Origin of the sequence: Nocardioides sp. dk884, from assembly GCF_009557055.1 — a bacterium.
Taxonomy (GTDB): Bacteria; Actinomycetota; Actinomycetes; order Propionibacteriales; family Nocardioidaceae; genus Nocardioides.
In genome coordinates, this window is record NZ_CP045649.1 from 3,218,325 (window position 1) to 3,232,723 (window position 14,399).

Consider the following 14,399-nt stretch of genomic DNA (forward strand, 5'->3'; position numbering starts at 1 on the left):
CTCTCCCTGCATCCTTCTCGCCGCAATTCCTGATGGTTCGCTAACTTAGATACTAAGGAGGCGAGCAAATTGCCGGAGCAGCCGTACCAGACAGGCCCGATCCCCGCGTTGCGCGAGCTGATGACGCTGACCGGACGGGTGCGTCACCACCTCGCCCGGCGTGCGGGGCTGAGCGAGACCGAGCTGCTCGCGCTCGACCACCTCTCCACCGGGGTGCGCGGCCCCGCCGAGCTCGCCCGCCTGCTCGACGTGAGCACGCCGGCCGCGACCGGCATCGTGGACCGTCTCGAGCGCCGCGGGCACGCCGTACGACGCGCGCACGAGGCGGACCGCCGGCGCACCGAGGTGCACATGACCCAGTCGGGGCGGGTCGAGGTGCGCGCCCAGCTCGAGCCGATGATCGGGGCGATGCACGACCTCGACGCGGAGTTCAGCCAGGAGGAGCTGGACGTGGTCGAGCGCTACCTGCGCGGCGCCCAGGGCGCGATGCGCGCACTGCTGGACGAGCCGGAGTCAGAGCCGCGCTGAGGCCTCGAAGCCGTCCCAGCCCTCCGCGACCCCGACGATCTCGCAGGGCTGCACGAGCACGGGCGGGCTGCCGATGATCCGAGAGATCTCCGAGCCCGCGACTGTCTCGGCCAGCTCGGCCTCGAAGTCCGCACACGCCTCGTCGGAGGCGAAGACGTAGACCGCCTCGAACCACTCCCCCGGCACCGTGCGCCAGACCTTGAACCGCAGCCCGGAGCGGCCGGTGTAGCTCGCGTGCTCGGCGCTCGCCACGTGGCGGGCGAGCTCCTGACCGACGCCGGCCGGGGCATCCCCCAGCGGCCAGCGCACGGTCAGGCCGTTCACCCGATGCCCGCCAGCGGTGACTCGCCGCCCAGCCACTGCAGCAGCGCCCGGGCGCCGAACCCCGTGGGCCCGGTCGTCCACTCGTGTCGCTCCTCCGGGGCATCGCCCACGGAGGCCACGTCGAGGTGGGCCCAGGGGACGTCGCCGACGAAGTGCTGGAGGAACAGCGCCGCGGTGATGGCGCCGGGTCCGCCGGCGGCGTTGTCGGCGTCGGCGACCTTGGAGGAGAGCTTGTCCTCATAGACCGAGGCCAGCGGGAAGCGCCACAGCTCCTCGCCCGAGGCCGCGCCGGCGGCGTCGATCGCTGCGGCGAGCCCGTCGTGGTTGGCGAAGAAGCCGCCGAGGTGCTGGCCGAGCGCGACCTTCATCGCGCCGGTGAGCGTGGCGACGTCGACGACCACGGCCGGGTCGAGCTCGCTGACGGCGTAGGCCAGCGCGTCGGCGAGGACCAGGCGTCCCTCGGCGTCGGTGTTGGTGACCTCGCTGGTGCGCCCGCCGTAGTGGCGCACCACGTCGCCGGGACGCATGGAGCTGCCCGACACGGCGTTCTCCGCCGCCGGGACCAGCCCCACGACGCGCACCGGGCAGTCGACGTCGCGCAGGGCGGCCATCGTGGAGAGCACCACGGCGCCGCCGGTCATGTCGCGCTTCATGGTGGTCATGGCCTGGGCGGGCTTGATCGACAGCCCGCCGGTGTCGAAGGTGATCCCCTTGCCGACGAGCACCACGGTGGGCGTGTGCCGCCCGGCCGTGCGGGGCACGTAGTCCAGGCGGATCAGGCGCGGCGGCGTCGCCGAGCCCTGACCGACCCCGATCACGCCGCCGAAGCCCTCGGCGGCGAGGCGCTGCTCGTCCCAGACGGTGGCCTCGAGGCCGGCCTCGGCGGCCAGCTCGACGGCCTGCTCGGCGAGCCAGGCGGGGTTCTTCAGGTTCGAGGGGACCGTCGCCAGCACGCGGGAGCGCCACCCGGCGCCGCCGATCGCGATCGCACGTCGTACGACGTGGTCCTCGGCGCCCGGGACGCCGGCGAGGACCACCCGGGTGACGGGCAGGTCCTCGGGCGGCGTGGAGCGCCAGTGGAAGACGAAGGAGCCGAGAATGGTCCCGACCACGAACGCCTCGATGCCCTCGGCGCCGGCGACCGCCGGGACCGAGGTGGCCACCGCGTCGCGGCGGCGTACTGCTCGGGCGAGCTCGGCGCCGGCGCGACGCAGGTCGGCCGGCCGGGCCGCACCCACCCCGACGAGCAGCACCAGGCGGAGCTCGGGGTTGTCTGGACCACCGGGCGCCACCGGCAGCGCGGTGACCTCGCCGGCGGCACCGGTGGCCCGCTCACCCTCGAGGAGCGCGAGGAGGTCGACGCCCAGCAGGGTGGCGAGCTCCTCGGCGCCCGGGCCGAGCAGGACACTGCCCGCACCGTCGGCGGGCAGGACCGGCACGGCCACCACGTCCACCCCGCGCACTGCACTCGGCCGCTGCTCGCTGATCGCGAACTGCGGAGGTGAGGGCTGCGCGGGGAGGACGGGGGTGGTCCGAGCGGAGGACGATCGTGCGGGTGTCAACGACCTAGCCCACGACATCCTTGAGAGCATTGCCGAGCGCACCGGCTTCCTCGGCGTTGAGCTCGACAACGAGACGGCCACCGCCCTCGAGGGGAACGCGCATCACGATGCCCCGCCCCTCCTTGGTGACCTCCAGCGGACCGTCGCCCGTCCGCGGCTTCATCGCCGCCATCCGGCACCTCTTCCTTGCGGTTGTCCCTGCACCGGATCGAGCGACCGCGGCGCGCGTGCTGGATCATTATCCCCCATCCCCGGAGTGACTGGGGCCACACCCCACGCAGTGCGTGCGGCGTGTTCTGGTCGGGTACGTCTTCAGGTTGCAGTACCGCAGTGGGGCAGACTGCCCGGATGACCGACTCCACCGTCCTGCTCGACCTCACCGACGGGGTCGCGACCGTGACCCTCAACCGTCCCGGGGCGATGAACAGCCTCGACGTCGCGACCAAGGAGCTGCTGCGCGACACGCTCCAGCAGGTCGCCGACGACCCGGCCGCGCGCTGCGTGGTGATCACCGGCACCGGTCGCGCGTTCTGCACCGGCCAGGACCTCAAGGAACACATCGAGATCCTGCACAGCGCCAGCAGCGAGCAGCTGTTCCGCACCGTCGAGGAGCACTACAACCCGATCGTCACCGCGATCGCCACCATGCCCAAGCCGGTGATCGCCGCGGTCAACGGCGTCGCGGCCGGCGCGGGCGCCAGCATCGCGATGGCCTGCGACCTGCGGGTCGTGGCCGACACGGCGGGCTTCAACACGGCGTTCGCCAACGTCGCGCTCTCCTGCGACACCGGCGCCAGCTACTTCCTGCCCCAGCTGGTCGGCAAGGCCCGCGCCCTGGACCTGCTGTTCTTCCCGCGCACCGTCGGCGCCGCGGAGGCACTCGAGCTCGGGCTGGCCAGCAAGGTGGTCGCGGCCGCGGACCTGGGTCCGGAGGTCGGGCTGCTGGCCCAGCGCCTCGCCGAGGGGCCGACCCTGGCCTATGCCTCGATCCGGCGGGCCGTGGACCACTCCGCAGGCCACGACCTCGCCGACTCGCTCGCCTTCGAGGGCCAGATGATGAACCTCACCGGCGCGAGCGCCGACCACCGCACCGCGGTCGCGGCGTTCGTGGCCAAGGAGCAGCCGGTCTACGAGGGGCGCTGAGCGGCCCTCGGGCCTCCTCAGACCACCTGGGTGACGTAGGCCCAGGTGAAGACGCCGACGCCGACGACCATCCCGAGATGGGCCAGCAGCGAGAGCCACGGCCCCTGCGACCAGCCGTCGCCGGACCCCTCCGCGGCGTGCTTGCCGCGCGCGGGCAGCCAGCGCATCAAGATGGCGAGGCCGGCGAGCCCGACGACCCACCACAGGCCGATCGCCACGATCCCGACCGTCGGACCGCCGAGCACCGTGTCGTCGCCGGCGACGAGGAACACCGTCCAGACGACCAGCGCGAGCACGCCGGCCACCGTGTGCAGGTCGAGCAGGCGTCGTCCCACCTGCAGCGTGCCGGCCGCCTGGGAGCCGCCGAGACGCAGGCGGGTCAGGACCACCACGACGGCCGCGAGAACGGTCAGGACGACGACGACAGACATGGGCACGGGGGGCAGTGTGCCCTACGCCGTCCCGGCCTCGCGATCGGACGGCGCCCCGGTGGACGGCGACCCGGTCGAGGACGGGCTCGTGGTCTCCCCCGGCGGCGTGGTGGCCGCGGGCTCGTCGAGCTGGCCCGCCAGGCGGTCCAGGAGCGCGTCCACCTCGGACATCCGGTAGCCGCGGAAGGCCAGCGAGAACCGCACCCGCCGCAGGTCCTCGGCGCGCACCGGACCCTCGGCGGGCACGAGGACGTCGGGGCGGTCGTCGTACTCCTCGGCCATGGGGGTGCCGCGTCCCGCGGCGACCACGGCCACCGCGCCCATGAGCAGGACCAGCGCGACGCCGAAGAACCACATCACTTCGGGTGCTCCTCGCGTGCGGCCCGCAGCAGGGCGACCGCCTCCTCGACGTCGTCGGTGATCGTGAGCATGTCGAGGTCGGACTGCTGGATCTTGCCCTCGGCGAGCACGGTGTCGCGCAGCCAGGCGATCAGCCCGGTCCAGTAGGCGGTGCCGAGCAGGATGATCGGGAAGCTGGTGACCTTGCGGGTCTGCACCAGGGTCATCGCCTCGAAGAGCTCATCGAGCGTGCCGACCCCGCCGGGCAGCACCACGAAGCCCTGGGTGTACTTCACGAACATCGTCTTGCGCACGAAGAAGTAGCGGAAGTTGACCCCGGAGTCGACCCACTCGTTGAGGCCGGACTCGAAGGGCAGCTCGATCCCGAGCCCCACGCTGAGGCCGCCGGCCTCGCAGCAGCCCTTGTTGGCCGCCTCCATCGCGCCGGGGCCGCCGCCGGTCACCACGGCGAAGTCGGACTCGGCGAGCGCGCGCCCGAGCTGCTCGCCCAGGGCGTACGCCGGGTCCTCGGGCGAGGTGCGCGCGGAGCCGAAGACCGCCACCGCCGGGCCGAGCTCGGCCAGCGCCCCGAACCCCTCGACGAACTCGGCCTGGATCCGCAGCACCCGCCACGGGTCGGCGTGCAGCCACTCGGCGGGGCCGCGGGTGTCCAGCAGCCGTTGGTCGGTGGTCGTGCCGTCGACCTGCGTGCGCCGCTGGATCACCGGTCCCTTGTACTTCGTCATGCCTCGCCTCCCAGCCAGGCGCGCAGCCGCGCCTCGCAACGCTCGATGTCGGCCACCGGCACGTGCTCGTCCTGCTTGTGGGCGAACAGCGGGTCGCCGGGTCCGTAGTTGACCGCCGGGACCCCCAACGCGGTGAAGCGGGCGACGTCGGTCCAGCCGAACTTGGGGGCCACCTCGCCACCGACGGCGGCGATGAAGGCCTGGGCCGCGGGGCGGTCCAGGCCGGGCAGGGCGCCGGGGGCACTGTCGGTCACCCGCAGCTCGAAGCCGTCGAAGACCTCCCGCACGAACGCGAGCGCCTCCTCCTCGCTGCGGTCCGGGGCGTAGCGGAAGTTCACCGTCACCACGCACTCGTCGGGGATCACGTTGCCGGCGACCCCGCCGCGGATGCCGACGGCGTTGAGGCCCTCGTGGTACTCCAGCCCGTCGATGACCGGGCGCCGCGCCTCGTAGGCCCGCAGCCGGTCGAGCACCTCCCCCGCGGCATGGATCGCGTTGACGCCGCGCCAGCTGCGCGCGGAGTGGGCGCGCTCGCCGGTGGTGGTGACCTCGACGCGCAGCGTGCCCTGGCAGCCGGCCTCGACGGCGGCGTTCGAGGGCTCCATCAAGATCGCGAAGTCGGCGCGCAGCAGCTCGGGGTCGCTCGCGGCGAGGTGGGCCAGGCCGTTGTGCTCCGAGGCGATCTCCTCGCCCTCGTAGAGCACGTAGGTCACGTCGCGCACCGGCTCGGCGAGGTCGTGGGCGAGCTTGAGGATGACCGCGTCGCCGCCCTTCATGTCGCAGGTGCCCAGGCCGTGCAGCACGCCGTCGACAAGGCGGCTGGGCAGGTTGTCGTTGACCGGCACGGTGTCGAGGTGCCCGGCGATGACGACGCGCTCGGGGCGGCCCAGCTCGGTGCGGGCGACGATGGTGTTGCCGCGTCGTACGACGTGGAGGTGGGCCAGGGGCTGCAGCGCGGCCTCGACGGCGTCGGCGATCGCGCGCTCCCCCAGGCTGACGGACTCGATGTCGACGAGCGCGGCGGTGAGGGTGACCGCATCGAGGCTCAGATCCAGCGTCGGGCGTCCGGTGTCCTGGTCGGTGGAGGTCATGGCTGAAGTCAACCAGCCGCCGGTCACCGTCGGCCCCCGCACCGGCACCCGGGTGCCCCGAACGACTACCGGATCGGTAGAACGCGTTCTAGTGTGACGGCCATGCGCCACGGAATCGTCCTGTTCACCTCCGACCGCGGCATCACGCCCGCCGCCCTGGGTCGGGCCGCCGAGGAGCGCGGGTTCGCCACGCTCTACGTGCCCGAGCACACCCACATCCCGGTGCGGCGCACGGCGGCGCACCCCGGCACGGGCGACGAGACGCTGCCCGACGACCGCTACGCGCGCACGCTCGACCCCTGGGTCTCGCTGGCGACGGTCGCGGCGGTGACGGAGCGGATCGGGTTGGCCACGGCCGTCGCGCTGCCCGTCGAGTCCGACCCGATCACGCTCGCCAAGCAGATCGCCACGCTCGACCATCTCTCCGGCGGGCGGGTCACGCTGGGCGCGGGGTTCGGCTGGAACACCGACGAGCTCGAGGACCACCACGTCCCGCCGGCCCGACGGCGCACGGTGCTCAAGGAGTACGTCGAGGCGATGCGGGCGCTGTGGACCCAGGAGGAGGCCTCCTACGCCGGCGAGCACGTCTCCTTCGGCCCGTCGTGGGCCTACCCCAAGCCGGTCGGCCGGGTGCCGCTGGTGATCGGCGCGGGCGGCGGGCCGAAGACCTTCCGCTGGATCGCCGCCCACGCCGACGGGTGGATGACCACGCCCCGCCAGACCGACATCAGCGCGAACATCGAGGCGCTGAAGAAGGCCTGGGCCGAGGCCGGGCGCAGCGGGCAGCCGGACATCCGGGTGCTGATCGCGTTCCGCCCCGACCCCGCCGACCTCGCCGCCTGGGAGGCCGCCGGGGTCACCGAGCTGATCTGGGGCGTCCCGGACGCCGCGCCGGACGGCGTACTCGCCCACCTGGACAAGCTCGCCGTCCGCCTCGGCCTCTCCTGACCCTTCGCCGATCAGGGTGGGTCAGGCCTTGCGGATCACCAGGGTCGCCTGCTCGCCGTCGCCGACCGTCACGGTGGTCGCGTCGGTCCCGGCGCCGTCGCCCGCGTCGCTCACGTCGTACGACGTCGCGAGGGTCTCGCCGGCCACGAGCTTCTCGTGGGTGCGGGCGGCCTCCTGGACGGTGGCGGAGCCGGCGATGCTGAGCGCGATCCGGTCGGAGACCTCCAGGCCGGCCTCGCGGCGGGCCTGCTGGACCGCACGGACCAGGTCACGCGCCAGGCCCTCGGCGGCCAGCTCCGGGGTGACAGCGGTGTCGAGCACGACGAACCCGCCGCCGGCGAGCATGCCCAGCGCGGTGTCGTCGCCGGTGGTGCCGGCCACGGTCTCCAGGGTGTACTCGCCCTCCTGGAGCACCAGGCCCCCGGCGGTCACGGTGCCGTCCTCGGCCACCGACCAGTCACCGCTCTTCGAGCCCTTGATCGCACGCTGGACGTCCTTGCCCAGGCGCGGCCCGGCGGCGCGCGCGTTGACGGTGAGCTTCTGCTCCACGCCGTACGCCGAGGCCTCGTCGGAGGCGGCGTCGAGCAGGCGGACCTGCTTGACGTTGAGCTCGTCGGCGACGATCGAGGTGAACCCGGCCAGGGCGGCGGCGTCCTCGACGACCACCGTCAGCGAGGCCAGCGGCAGCCGGTTGCGCAGCCCGGAGGCCTTGCGCAGCGCCGAGGCGGCCGAGCAGACCTCGCGGACCTGGTCCATCGCGGCGACGAGGGTGTCGTCGGCCGGCAGCTCCTCGGGCGTGGGCCAGTCGGTCAGGTGCACCGAGCGGCCACCGGTGAGCCCGCGCCAGATCTCCTCGGCGGTCATCGGCAGCAGCGGGGCGACCGTGCGGGTCACGACCTCCAGCACCGTCGCGAGGGTGTCGAACGCCTCGGGCGAGGCCTCCCAGAACCGGTCACGCGAGCGGCGGACGTACCAGTTGGTGAGCACGTCGATGAACCCGCGCGTGGTCTCGCAGGCGTCCGCGATCGCGTAGCCGTCGAGCTGCTCGGTCATCGTCTCGACGTACTGGCGGGTCTTGGCGAGCAGGTAGCGGTCCAGCGGGTCGCTCGAGGTGGTCGAGCGGCTCGCCTCGTAGCCCGCGCCGTCGTTGGCCGCGTTGGCGTAGAGCTGGAAGAAGTACCAGGTGTTCCACAGCGGGATCATCACCTGGCGCACCGAGTCGCGGATGCCCTGCTCGGTGACGACCAGGTTGCCGCCGCGCAGGATCGGGCTGGCCATCAAGAACCAGCGCATCGCGTCGGCGCCGTCGCGGTCGAAGACCTCGCTGACGTCGGGGTAGTTGCGCAGCGACTTGCTCATCTTGTTGCCGTCGCTGCCCAGCACGATGCCGTGGCTGATGCAGGAGCGGAACGCCGGCTTGTCGAACAGCGCCGTGGCCAGCACGTGCAGCGTGTAGAACCAGCCGCGGGTCTGGCCGATGTACTCCACGATGAAGTCGCCCGGGAAGTGGCCCTGCTTCTCGGCGGTGCCGTCGAACCAGTCGCGGTTCTCGAAGGGGTAGTGGTTCTGGGCGAACGACATGGAGCCCGAGTCGAACCACACGTCGAGCACGTCGGGGACGCGGCGCATCATCGAGCGACCGGTCGGGTCGTCGGGGTTCGGGCGCACCAGGTCGTCGACGAACGGGCGGTGCAGGTTGGGCTCGCCGTCCTCCCCGCGCGGGATCCGGCCGAAGTCGCGCTCGATCTCCTCGAAGGAGCCGTACACGTCGAGACGGGGGTACGCCGGGTCGTCGCTCTTCCACACCGGCACCGGGCTGCCCCAGAACCGGTTGCGGGTGATCGACCAGTCGCGGGCGTTCTCCAGCCACTTGCCGAACTGGCCGTCCTTGATGTGCTCGGGCACCCAGCGGATCTGCTGGTTGAGCTCGACCATCCGGTCCTTGAACGCGGTGACCTCGACGAACCACGACGAGACGCCCTTGTAGATCAGCGGCTCGCGGCAGCGCCAGCAGTGCGGGTAGGAGTGGTCATAGGTCTCGCGGCGCAGCAGGATCGTGCCGTCGGTGACCGACCCGCGCTCACCCTCGCCGCGGGTGGCGGCCTTGAGGTGGTCGATGATCTGCAGGTTGGCGTCGAAGACCAGCACCCCGGCGTACTCCTCGACGGGGTGGGTGAAGCGGCCGTCCTTGCCGACCGGCATCACCGCCTCGATGCCCTCGCGGTCGGTGACCTCCTTGTCGACCTCACCGAACGCGCCGGCGGTGTGCACCACGCCGGTGCCGTCGGTGGTGGTGACGGCGTCGTCGGCGGCCACGACGCGGAAGGCGTTCTCGTGGCCGAGGTAGTAGCCGAACGGCGGGGTGTAGCGGCGCCCGACCAGGTCCGCACCGCGGTAGCGGCCGAGCACCGTGAACTCGCCCTCAGCATCGGCGAGCTCGCGCCGGTACGCCGGGAGGCGGGCCTCGGCGAGCAGGTAGCGCGCGGTCCGCTCGGTGCCGGGCACCGGCGCCTCGACCACGACGTAGTCGATCTCGGAGCCGACCATCACCGCGAGGTTGGAGGGCAGCGTCCACGGCGTGGTGGTCCAGATCAGGATGTGGGCGCCGTCGAGCACCGGGTCCTCGCCGGTGGCCTCGAGCGGGTAGCCGACGGTGACGGCGGGGTCCTGGCGGTCCTGGTAGACGTCGTCGTCCATGCGCAGCTCGTGGTTGGACAGCGGCGTCTCGTCGTTCCAGCAGTAGGGCAGCACCCGGAAGCCCTCGTAGACCAGGCCCTTGTCGTGCAGGGTCTTGAAGGCCCAGATGACGCTCTCCATGTAGGAGGGGTTGAGCGTCTTGTAGTCGTTGTCGAAGTCGACCCAGCGGGCCTGGCGGGTGACGTACTCGCGCCACTCGCCGGAGTACTTCAGCACCGAGGCGCGGCAGGCGTCGTTGAACTTGTCGATGCCCATCTCGACGATCTCGTCGGTGGTCTTGATGCCGTTGAGGCGCATCGCCTCGAGCTCGGCGGGCAGGCCGTGGGTGTCCCAGCCGAAGCGGCGCTCGACGCGCTTGCCGCGCATGGTCTGGTAGCGCGGGACGATGTCCTTGACGTAGCCGGTGAGCAGGTGGCCGTAGTGCGGCAGGCCGTTGGCGAACGGCGGGCCGTCGTAGAAGACGAACTCGTTGGCACCGTCCGCCCCCGGGTCACGCGCCTCGACACTGGCCGTGAACGTGGCGTCCTCGTCCCAGTAGGCCAGCACCTTCTTCTCGATCTCGGGGAAGCGAGGGCTGGAGGGGACGGCGTCGTGGCCGGCGGTGGAGACCTTGGGGTAAGTCATCGGGGGCTCTCCTGGGTCGTCGTGCTCGGGCTTCGGCCACGAGGACGACAAACGCCGCGGTACCACCTCGTTTGCCCCGCCCCAGGGGCGAGACCACTCATTGTCGGCTGTGACGGGCCGGCCCGCCCGGTTCTACTGGGCCCGGACCTGAGTCTGGGCCGTTCTTCCGGGGGCTCGCCGCTGATGACGGCTCGAACGCCTGTGCCTCAAGGGTACGCGTGGCCCCGGAGCGGCGCCAACCGGTCGGCGCTCGTGGACGGGCGGGCAGAAGTTGCCCGCGCGGGCCAGCTCACGCAGCACGGCACACCCGGCAGCGCACTTCTGCCCGTTCGGCCACGGCTGCCTCCAGCACCTGGCGCACCGCGGCGGGGTACCGCATCACGTCCTCCCAGGAGAACCGGAGCACCAGCCATCCGTGGACCGCGAACCCGTTGTAGCGCCGGCAGTCGTGAGCCAGCTGGTCCCGTCCGCCGTGCCACTCGAACGAGTCAGCCTCCGCGATGATCCGGCGCCCACGATCGGCCAGGTCGACGCAGCCGAGCAGCTCGGGCTCGCGGATCTCGACCTGAGGCTCCACCCCGAGCCCCGCGTCCAGCGCGATGGCGCGCAGCACCGACTCGAAGGGGTTCGCCGCCAGGGGCGTGGCCGCGGCGGCCACCGCCCGGACCCGAGCGGCGCCCGCGCCGCGGACCCCGTCCGCCAGCTCGGCGAGGTTGCCCCTCCCGAACCCGGCTCGCAGCGCGGAGTCGGCCACTGCCAGGGCCTCGTCGAACGGCAGCGTCCGCAGGCAGTCCACCAGCGTCCGCTCCGGTGTGGTGACGAGGCCGTCGCGCTCGGACAGGTCGGCCCAGTGGAGGACCACGCCCGGGCGGACCGGAGCGCGCCGGCTGCGCGGCAGCGTCACGTGCGGGCGGTCCGGCACCGTCTTCACCGCCCAGCCGTGGGTCAGGGCGGCGCTGGTGTGGGAGACCGTCCCCGCCAGCCGGTGCGCCGCCTGCCGCGCCTGGTCCACCCCGGGCAGCGCCCAGCGCCCGCGGGCCAGCCGGACCAGGTCGCCCGAGGCGACCGCACGGTCGAACGCGGCTCGCGAGGTGAGCGCGAGCAGCTGCCCGGTGGTCGCGGCGCCGCCGAGCTGCTCCAGGGCCTCGAGGACTGACACCCCGCCACCCTGACCCGGAAGCGGCCCGCGGCGCGCCCGCGTCTCCACAGCTTGACCCTCAACGGTCGCGCTGCTCGGATGCAACGGTGAGTGACATGTGGCTCGACCCCGCCGAGGACCCCCGCGACCTCTCCCCCGCACGCGGCGAGAAGGGGACGGTGCTGCAGTACCTGCGCAACTACCGCCTGACCTTCGAGCTGAAGTGCCAGGACCTCGACGCCGAGCAGCTGGCCCGGCGCGCGGTGCCGCCCTCGACGCTCTCGCTGCTCGGGCTGCTGCGCCACCTCGCCCAGATGGAGCACCACTGGTCGGTGCGGGTGCTGCGCGGCGTGGACACCCCGCAGCTCTACAAGACCCCCGAGGACCGGGAGGCCGACCTGCACGGCGGCAGCGCCGACCCGGCCGTGGTCGAGGAGGCGTGGGCGACCTGGCGCCGGGTCAGCGCCGAGGCCGACGCGGTGTACGCCGCCGAGGACTGGGACCGGCTCCTCGGCGATCCGGGCACCCCCGAGGCGGAGCGCAACGAGGTCCGCGACGTGATCGTGCACGTGCTCGAGGAGTACGCCCGGCACGTCGGCCACGCCGACCTGCTGCGCGAGTGCCTCGACGGGCGCACTGGGCAATAACAGCGCTCGACCCTGCCCGGCACGGAGCCGGACAGGGTCGAGAGCGCGTGACGGGGCTCGCTCGAGCTCAGAGCTCCGTCGTCGCCTTCCAGGCGGAGTGGATGGCGCCGTGGATGTAGTTGACCTCGCCGGCGTCGCCGACCACGTCGACGCTGAACCCGGCGGCCCGCAGCTCGTCGGCCAGCGGCGCCGCGGAGGTGGTGCCGTCGGCGTAGATCACCATGTCGGCGGACGCGGAGTGGCTTGTCTCCCCCTCGGTCCACTCGACCCCGGACTCGGTGATGCGGGTGACCGACACGTTGCGGTGGATCTGCACCCCGTGCTGCTTCGCGTTGCGTACGGCGGTCCAGCGTCGGGGCATCGCCAGCGGCAGGCCGAGCTGCTGCTGCTCGTGCAGCAGGGTCACCCGGCGACCCCGCTCGGCGAGGAACTCGGCGAGCTCGAGGCCGACCAGGGACCCGCCGATCACGACGACGTCCTTGCCCATCGGCAAGAACCCCTTGGTCAGCTGGCGTACGACGCCGGGCCGCTTGGTCAGCCCGGAGAGGCGACCGAGGCGACCCAGGGTGCGCAGCACCGGGCCGGCCTCGTCGGCGGTGGCGGTGCCCAGCATCAGCGCGCGCAGCGTGTCACCGGTCTGCACGATCGGCAGGTCGCCGCCGGGGAAGTCCGGCTTGGGGCGGACCGCACCGGTGGCCACGACCACGTGGTCGGGCCGCAGGGCGCGGATCGTCTCGACGTCCGCCGGGGTGTTCAGCTTGACCGCGATCCCGAGACGCTGGATCTCCGAGCGGAACCAGCGCAGCAGCCGCTCGTTGTCGGGGGTGGTCATCGTGGAGAACCACATGGTGCCGCCGAGGCGGTCGGACTTGTCGATCACCGTGACCCGGTGACCACGCTCGGTGAGCACCCGGGCGCTCTCCAGGCCACCGGGGCCGGCACCGACGACGACCACGTGCTTGGTGGCCGAGGCGGGCTTGAGCGGGAGCAGCGTCTCGTTGCCCAGCGCCGGGTTGACCGCGCAGAACGGGGTGTCGTCGAAGAAGTTCTCCGCCACGCACAGGTAGCAGTTGATGCAGGGCCGGACCTCGGCGAAGCGACCGTCGCGGATCTTGTTGGGCAGCTCCGGGTCGGCCAGCAGCTGGCGGCCCATCGCGGCGTAGTCGATCTGCCCCTTGGCCAGCGCCTTCTCGGCGACCTCCGGCAGCATCCGGCCCACGGCGATGACCGGGACCCCGACGTGCTTCTTGATCTCCGCGGCGTTGGCGAGGTAGGCCCCGACCTTGTCGGGCAGCGGGCCGTCGGTGAAGTTGTCGAAGGGGTTGCGCCCCCAACCGGTCACGTGGATGGCGTCGGCGCCGGCAGCCTCGAAGAGCTGTGCCGCCTCGACCGCCTCGTCCAGCGTGAGACCGCCCTCCTGGCCGTACTCCTCACCGGAGACCCGCACCAGGACCGCGAGACGGTCGCCGACGCGCTCCTTGACCGCGCTGATTACCTCGCACGCGAGGCGGGCCCGGTTGACCAGCGGGCCGCCGTACTCGTCGGTGCGCAGGTTGTCGCGCCGGTTGAGGAACACGCCGAGGATGTAGCCGTGGGCGACGTGGATCTCGATCGCGTCGGCGTCGGCCTTGGCGACGCGCTCGGCGGCGTCGGCCCAGGTGGAGACCAGCCAGGCGATGTCCTCGTGGGTCATGTCCTGGTAGACGGTCGGCTTGCCGGCGGTGGCGGCGCCCATCCGAGCCAGCTCGCTGGGCGTGCTGTCGGCCAGGGCGGACATGTCGTAGCTGTAGTCGGGCTGGTTCGGGGCCAGCACCGGGCGGTCGTTGGCGACGTCGACGCGCGCCACCTTGCCGTGGTGGGTCGACTGGATGCACAGCTTGCTGCCGGCGGCGTGGATGGCGTCGGCGAGCGCCTTGAGGCCCGGGATGTACCGGTCGTCGGAGAGGCCGGGCTCCTTCATGGAGGCCGCCCCGTGGGGGAACGCGATCGCGCAGGCGCCGGTGATCACCAGGCCGGCGCCGCCGGCGGCGCGGGCCACGTAGTGGTCGATCTCCGTCTGCTCGATCTCGCCGTGCTCGGAGACGTTCATGTCCATCGCGGGGAGGACGATGCGGTTGCTCAGGGCCATAGGGCCGATGCGCCCCGAGGCCATCAGGTAGGGGAACTGGACGCTCATGTACT

Annotated in this window: 14 protein-coding genes; 4 read left to right on the forward strand and 10 right to left on the reverse strand. The window is 72.5% G+C overall.

Annotated elements, in window-relative coordinates; all coding sequences use genetic code 11:
- Positions 1-69 precede the first annotated feature (69 nt).
- A complete protein-coding gene (locus GFH29_RS15435; RefSeq protein WP_228387534.1) occupies positions 70-528 on the forward strand; it encodes a MarR family winged helix-turn-helix transcriptional regulator in 459 nt (152 codons plus the stop codon).
- Here the strand turns inward: GFH29_RS15435 and GFH29_RS15440 are convergent.
- From GFH29_RS15440 to GFH29_RS15450, 3 genes are all read right to left on the reverse strand, one after another.
- A complete protein-coding gene (locus GFH29_RS15440; protein WP_153324686.1) occupies positions 514-852 on the reverse strand; it encodes a hypothetical protein in 339 nt (112 codons plus the stop codon). The genes GFH29_RS15435 and GFH29_RS15440 overlap by 15 nt on opposite strands.
- Positions 849-2,306 (reverse strand): leucyl aminopeptidase family protein, encoded by a 1,458-nt coding sequence (locus GFH29_RS15445; RefSeq protein WP_228387535.1) that lies wholly within the window; start codon positions 2,304-2,306, stop codon positions 849-851. Before GFH29_RS15445 ends, GFH29_RS15440 begins: the two co-directional genes overlap by 4 nt.
- 112 nt (positions 2,307-2,418) lie before the next feature.
- A complete protein-coding gene (locus tag GFH29_RS15450) occupies positions 2,419-2,586 on the reverse strand; it encodes a DUF3117 domain-containing protein (RefSeq protein ID WP_081795029.1) in 168 nt (55 codons plus the stop codon).
- A 176-nt stretch (positions 2,587-2,762) separates the two neighbouring features.
- Here GFH29_RS15450 and GFH29_RS15455 point away from each other — a divergent pair, with 176 nt between their 5' ends.
- The gene (locus GFH29_RS15455; protein WP_153324688.1) at positions 2,763-3,557 is read left to right on the forward strand and encodes an enoyl-CoA hydratase/isomerase family protein; all 795 of its coding nucleotides are present in this window, start codon (positions 2,763-2,765) and stop codon (positions 3,555-3,557) included.
- A gap of 17 nt (positions 3,558-3,574) precedes the next feature.
- Here GFH29_RS15455 and GFH29_RS15460 read toward each other — a convergent pair whose 3' ends face one another.
- Genes GFH29_RS15460 through dapE form a run of 4 tightly spaced genes read right to left on the reverse strand, consistent with a single transcriptional unit; the run spans position 3,575 to position 6,164 of the window.
- Positions 3,575-3,988 (reverse strand): hypothetical protein, encoded by a 414-nt coding sequence (locus GFH29_RS15460; RefSeq protein ID WP_153325831.1) that lies wholly within the window; start codon positions 3,986-3,988, stop codon positions 3,575-3,577.
- A 21-nt stretch (positions 3,989-4,009) separates the two neighbouring features.
- Entirely contained in the window at positions 4,010-4,345 is a 336-nt protein-coding gene (locus GFH29_RS15465; RefSeq protein WP_153324689.1) for a DivIVA domain-containing protein, read from the reverse strand.
- A complete protein-coding gene (locus tag GFH29_RS15470) occupies positions 4,345-5,073 on the reverse strand; it encodes a TIGR00730 family Rossman fold protein (RefSeq protein ID WP_153324690.1) in 729 nt (242 codons plus the stop codon). Before GFH29_RS15470 ends, GFH29_RS15465 begins: the two co-directional genes overlap by 1 nt.
- Positions 5,070-6,164 (reverse strand): succinyl-diaminopimelate desuccinylase, encoded by a 1,095-nt coding sequence (dapE, locus tag GFH29_RS15475; protein WP_153324691.1) that lies wholly within the window; start codon positions 6,162-6,164, stop codon positions 5,070-5,072. The genes GFH29_RS15470 and dapE overlap by 4 nt, the downstream gene beginning before the upstream one ends.
- Positions 6,165-6,266: 102 nt before the next feature.
- Here dapE and GFH29_RS15480 point away from each other — a divergent pair, with 102 nt between their 5' ends.
- A complete protein-coding gene (locus GFH29_RS15480; RefSeq protein WP_153324692.1) occupies positions 6,267-7,112 on the forward strand; it encodes an LLM class F420-dependent oxidoreductase in 846 nt (281 codons plus the stop codon).
- Positions 7,113-7,133: 21 nt separating this feature from the next.
- Here GFH29_RS15480 and ileS read toward each other — a convergent pair whose 3' ends face one another.
- Both ileS and GFH29_RS15490 read right to left on the reverse strand, forming a co-directional pair.
- Positions 7,134-10,433, reverse strand: a complete 3,300-nt coding sequence (gene ileS, locus GFH29_RS15485) for an isoleucine--tRNA ligase (RefSeq protein WP_153324693.1) — start codon at positions 10,431-10,433, stop codon at positions 7,134-7,136.
- Between the two features lie 289 nt (positions 10,434-10,722).
- Positions 10,723-11,592, reverse strand: a complete 870-nt coding sequence (locus GFH29_RS15490) for a type IV toxin-antitoxin system AbiEi family antitoxin domain-containing protein (RefSeq protein WP_153324694.1) — start codon at positions 11,590-11,592, stop codon at positions 10,723-10,725.
- 95 nt (positions 11,593-11,687) lie between these two features.
- On the opposite strand from GFH29_RS15490, the gene GFH29_RS15495 reads away from it, so the two are divergent.
- Positions 11,688-12,218, forward strand: a complete 531-nt coding sequence (locus tag GFH29_RS15495; protein ID WP_153325832.1) for a DUF664 domain-containing protein — start codon at positions 11,688-11,690, stop codon at positions 12,216-12,218.
- Positions 12,219-12,285: 67 nt separating this feature from the next.
- On the opposite strand, the gene GFH29_RS15500 is transcribed toward GFH29_RS15495, so the two are convergent.
- Entirely contained in the window at positions 12,286-14,394 is a 2,109-nt protein-coding gene (locus GFH29_RS15500; protein WP_153324695.1) for an FAD-dependent oxidoreductase, read from the reverse strand.
- Positions 14,395-14,399: the final 5 nt, after the last annotated feature.

Excerpts from the sequence above, each read along its gene's own strand:
- ileS (WP_153324693.1), bottom strand. The coding sequence starts at position 10,433 with ATGACTTACCCCAAGGTCTCCACCGCCGGCCACGACGCCGTCCCCTCC.
- GFH29_RS15455 (WP_153324688.1), top strand. The coding sequence starts at position 2,763 with ATGACCGACTCCACCGTCCTGCTCGACCTCACCGACGGGGTCGCGACC.
- GFH29_RS15465 (WP_153324689.1), bottom strand. The coding sequence starts at position 4,345 with ATGTGGTTCTTCGGCGTCGCGCTGGTCCTGCTCATGGGCGCGGTGGCC.
- GFH29_RS15480 (WP_153324692.1), top strand. The coding sequence starts at position 6,267 with ATGCGCCACGGAATCGTCCTGTTCACCTCCGACCGCGGCATCACGCCC.
- GFH29_RS15470 (WP_153324690.1), bottom strand. The coding sequence starts at position 5,073 with ATGACGAAGTACAAGGGACCGGTGATCCAGCGGCGCACGCAGGTCGAC.
- GFH29_RS15450 (WP_081795029.1), bottom strand. The coding sequence starts at position 2,586 with ATGGCGGCGATGAAGCCGCGGACGGGCGACGGTCCGCTGGAGGTCACC.
- GFH29_RS15500 (WP_153324695.1), bottom strand. The coding sequence starts at position 14,394 with ATGAGCGTCCAGTTCCCCTACCTGATGGCCTCGGGGCGCATCGGCCCT.
- GFH29_RS15460 (WP_153325831.1), bottom strand. The coding sequence starts at position 3,988 with ATGTCTGTCGTCGTCGTCCTGACCGTTCTCGCGGCCGTCGTGGTGGTC.
- dapE (WP_153324691.1), bottom strand. The coding sequence starts at position 6,164 with ATGACCTCCACCGACCAGGACACCGGACGCCCGACGCTGGATCTGAGC.
- GFH29_RS15495 (WP_153325832.1), top strand. The coding sequence starts at position 11,688 with ATGTGGCTCGACCCCGCCGAGGACCCCCGCGACCTCTCCCCCGCACGC.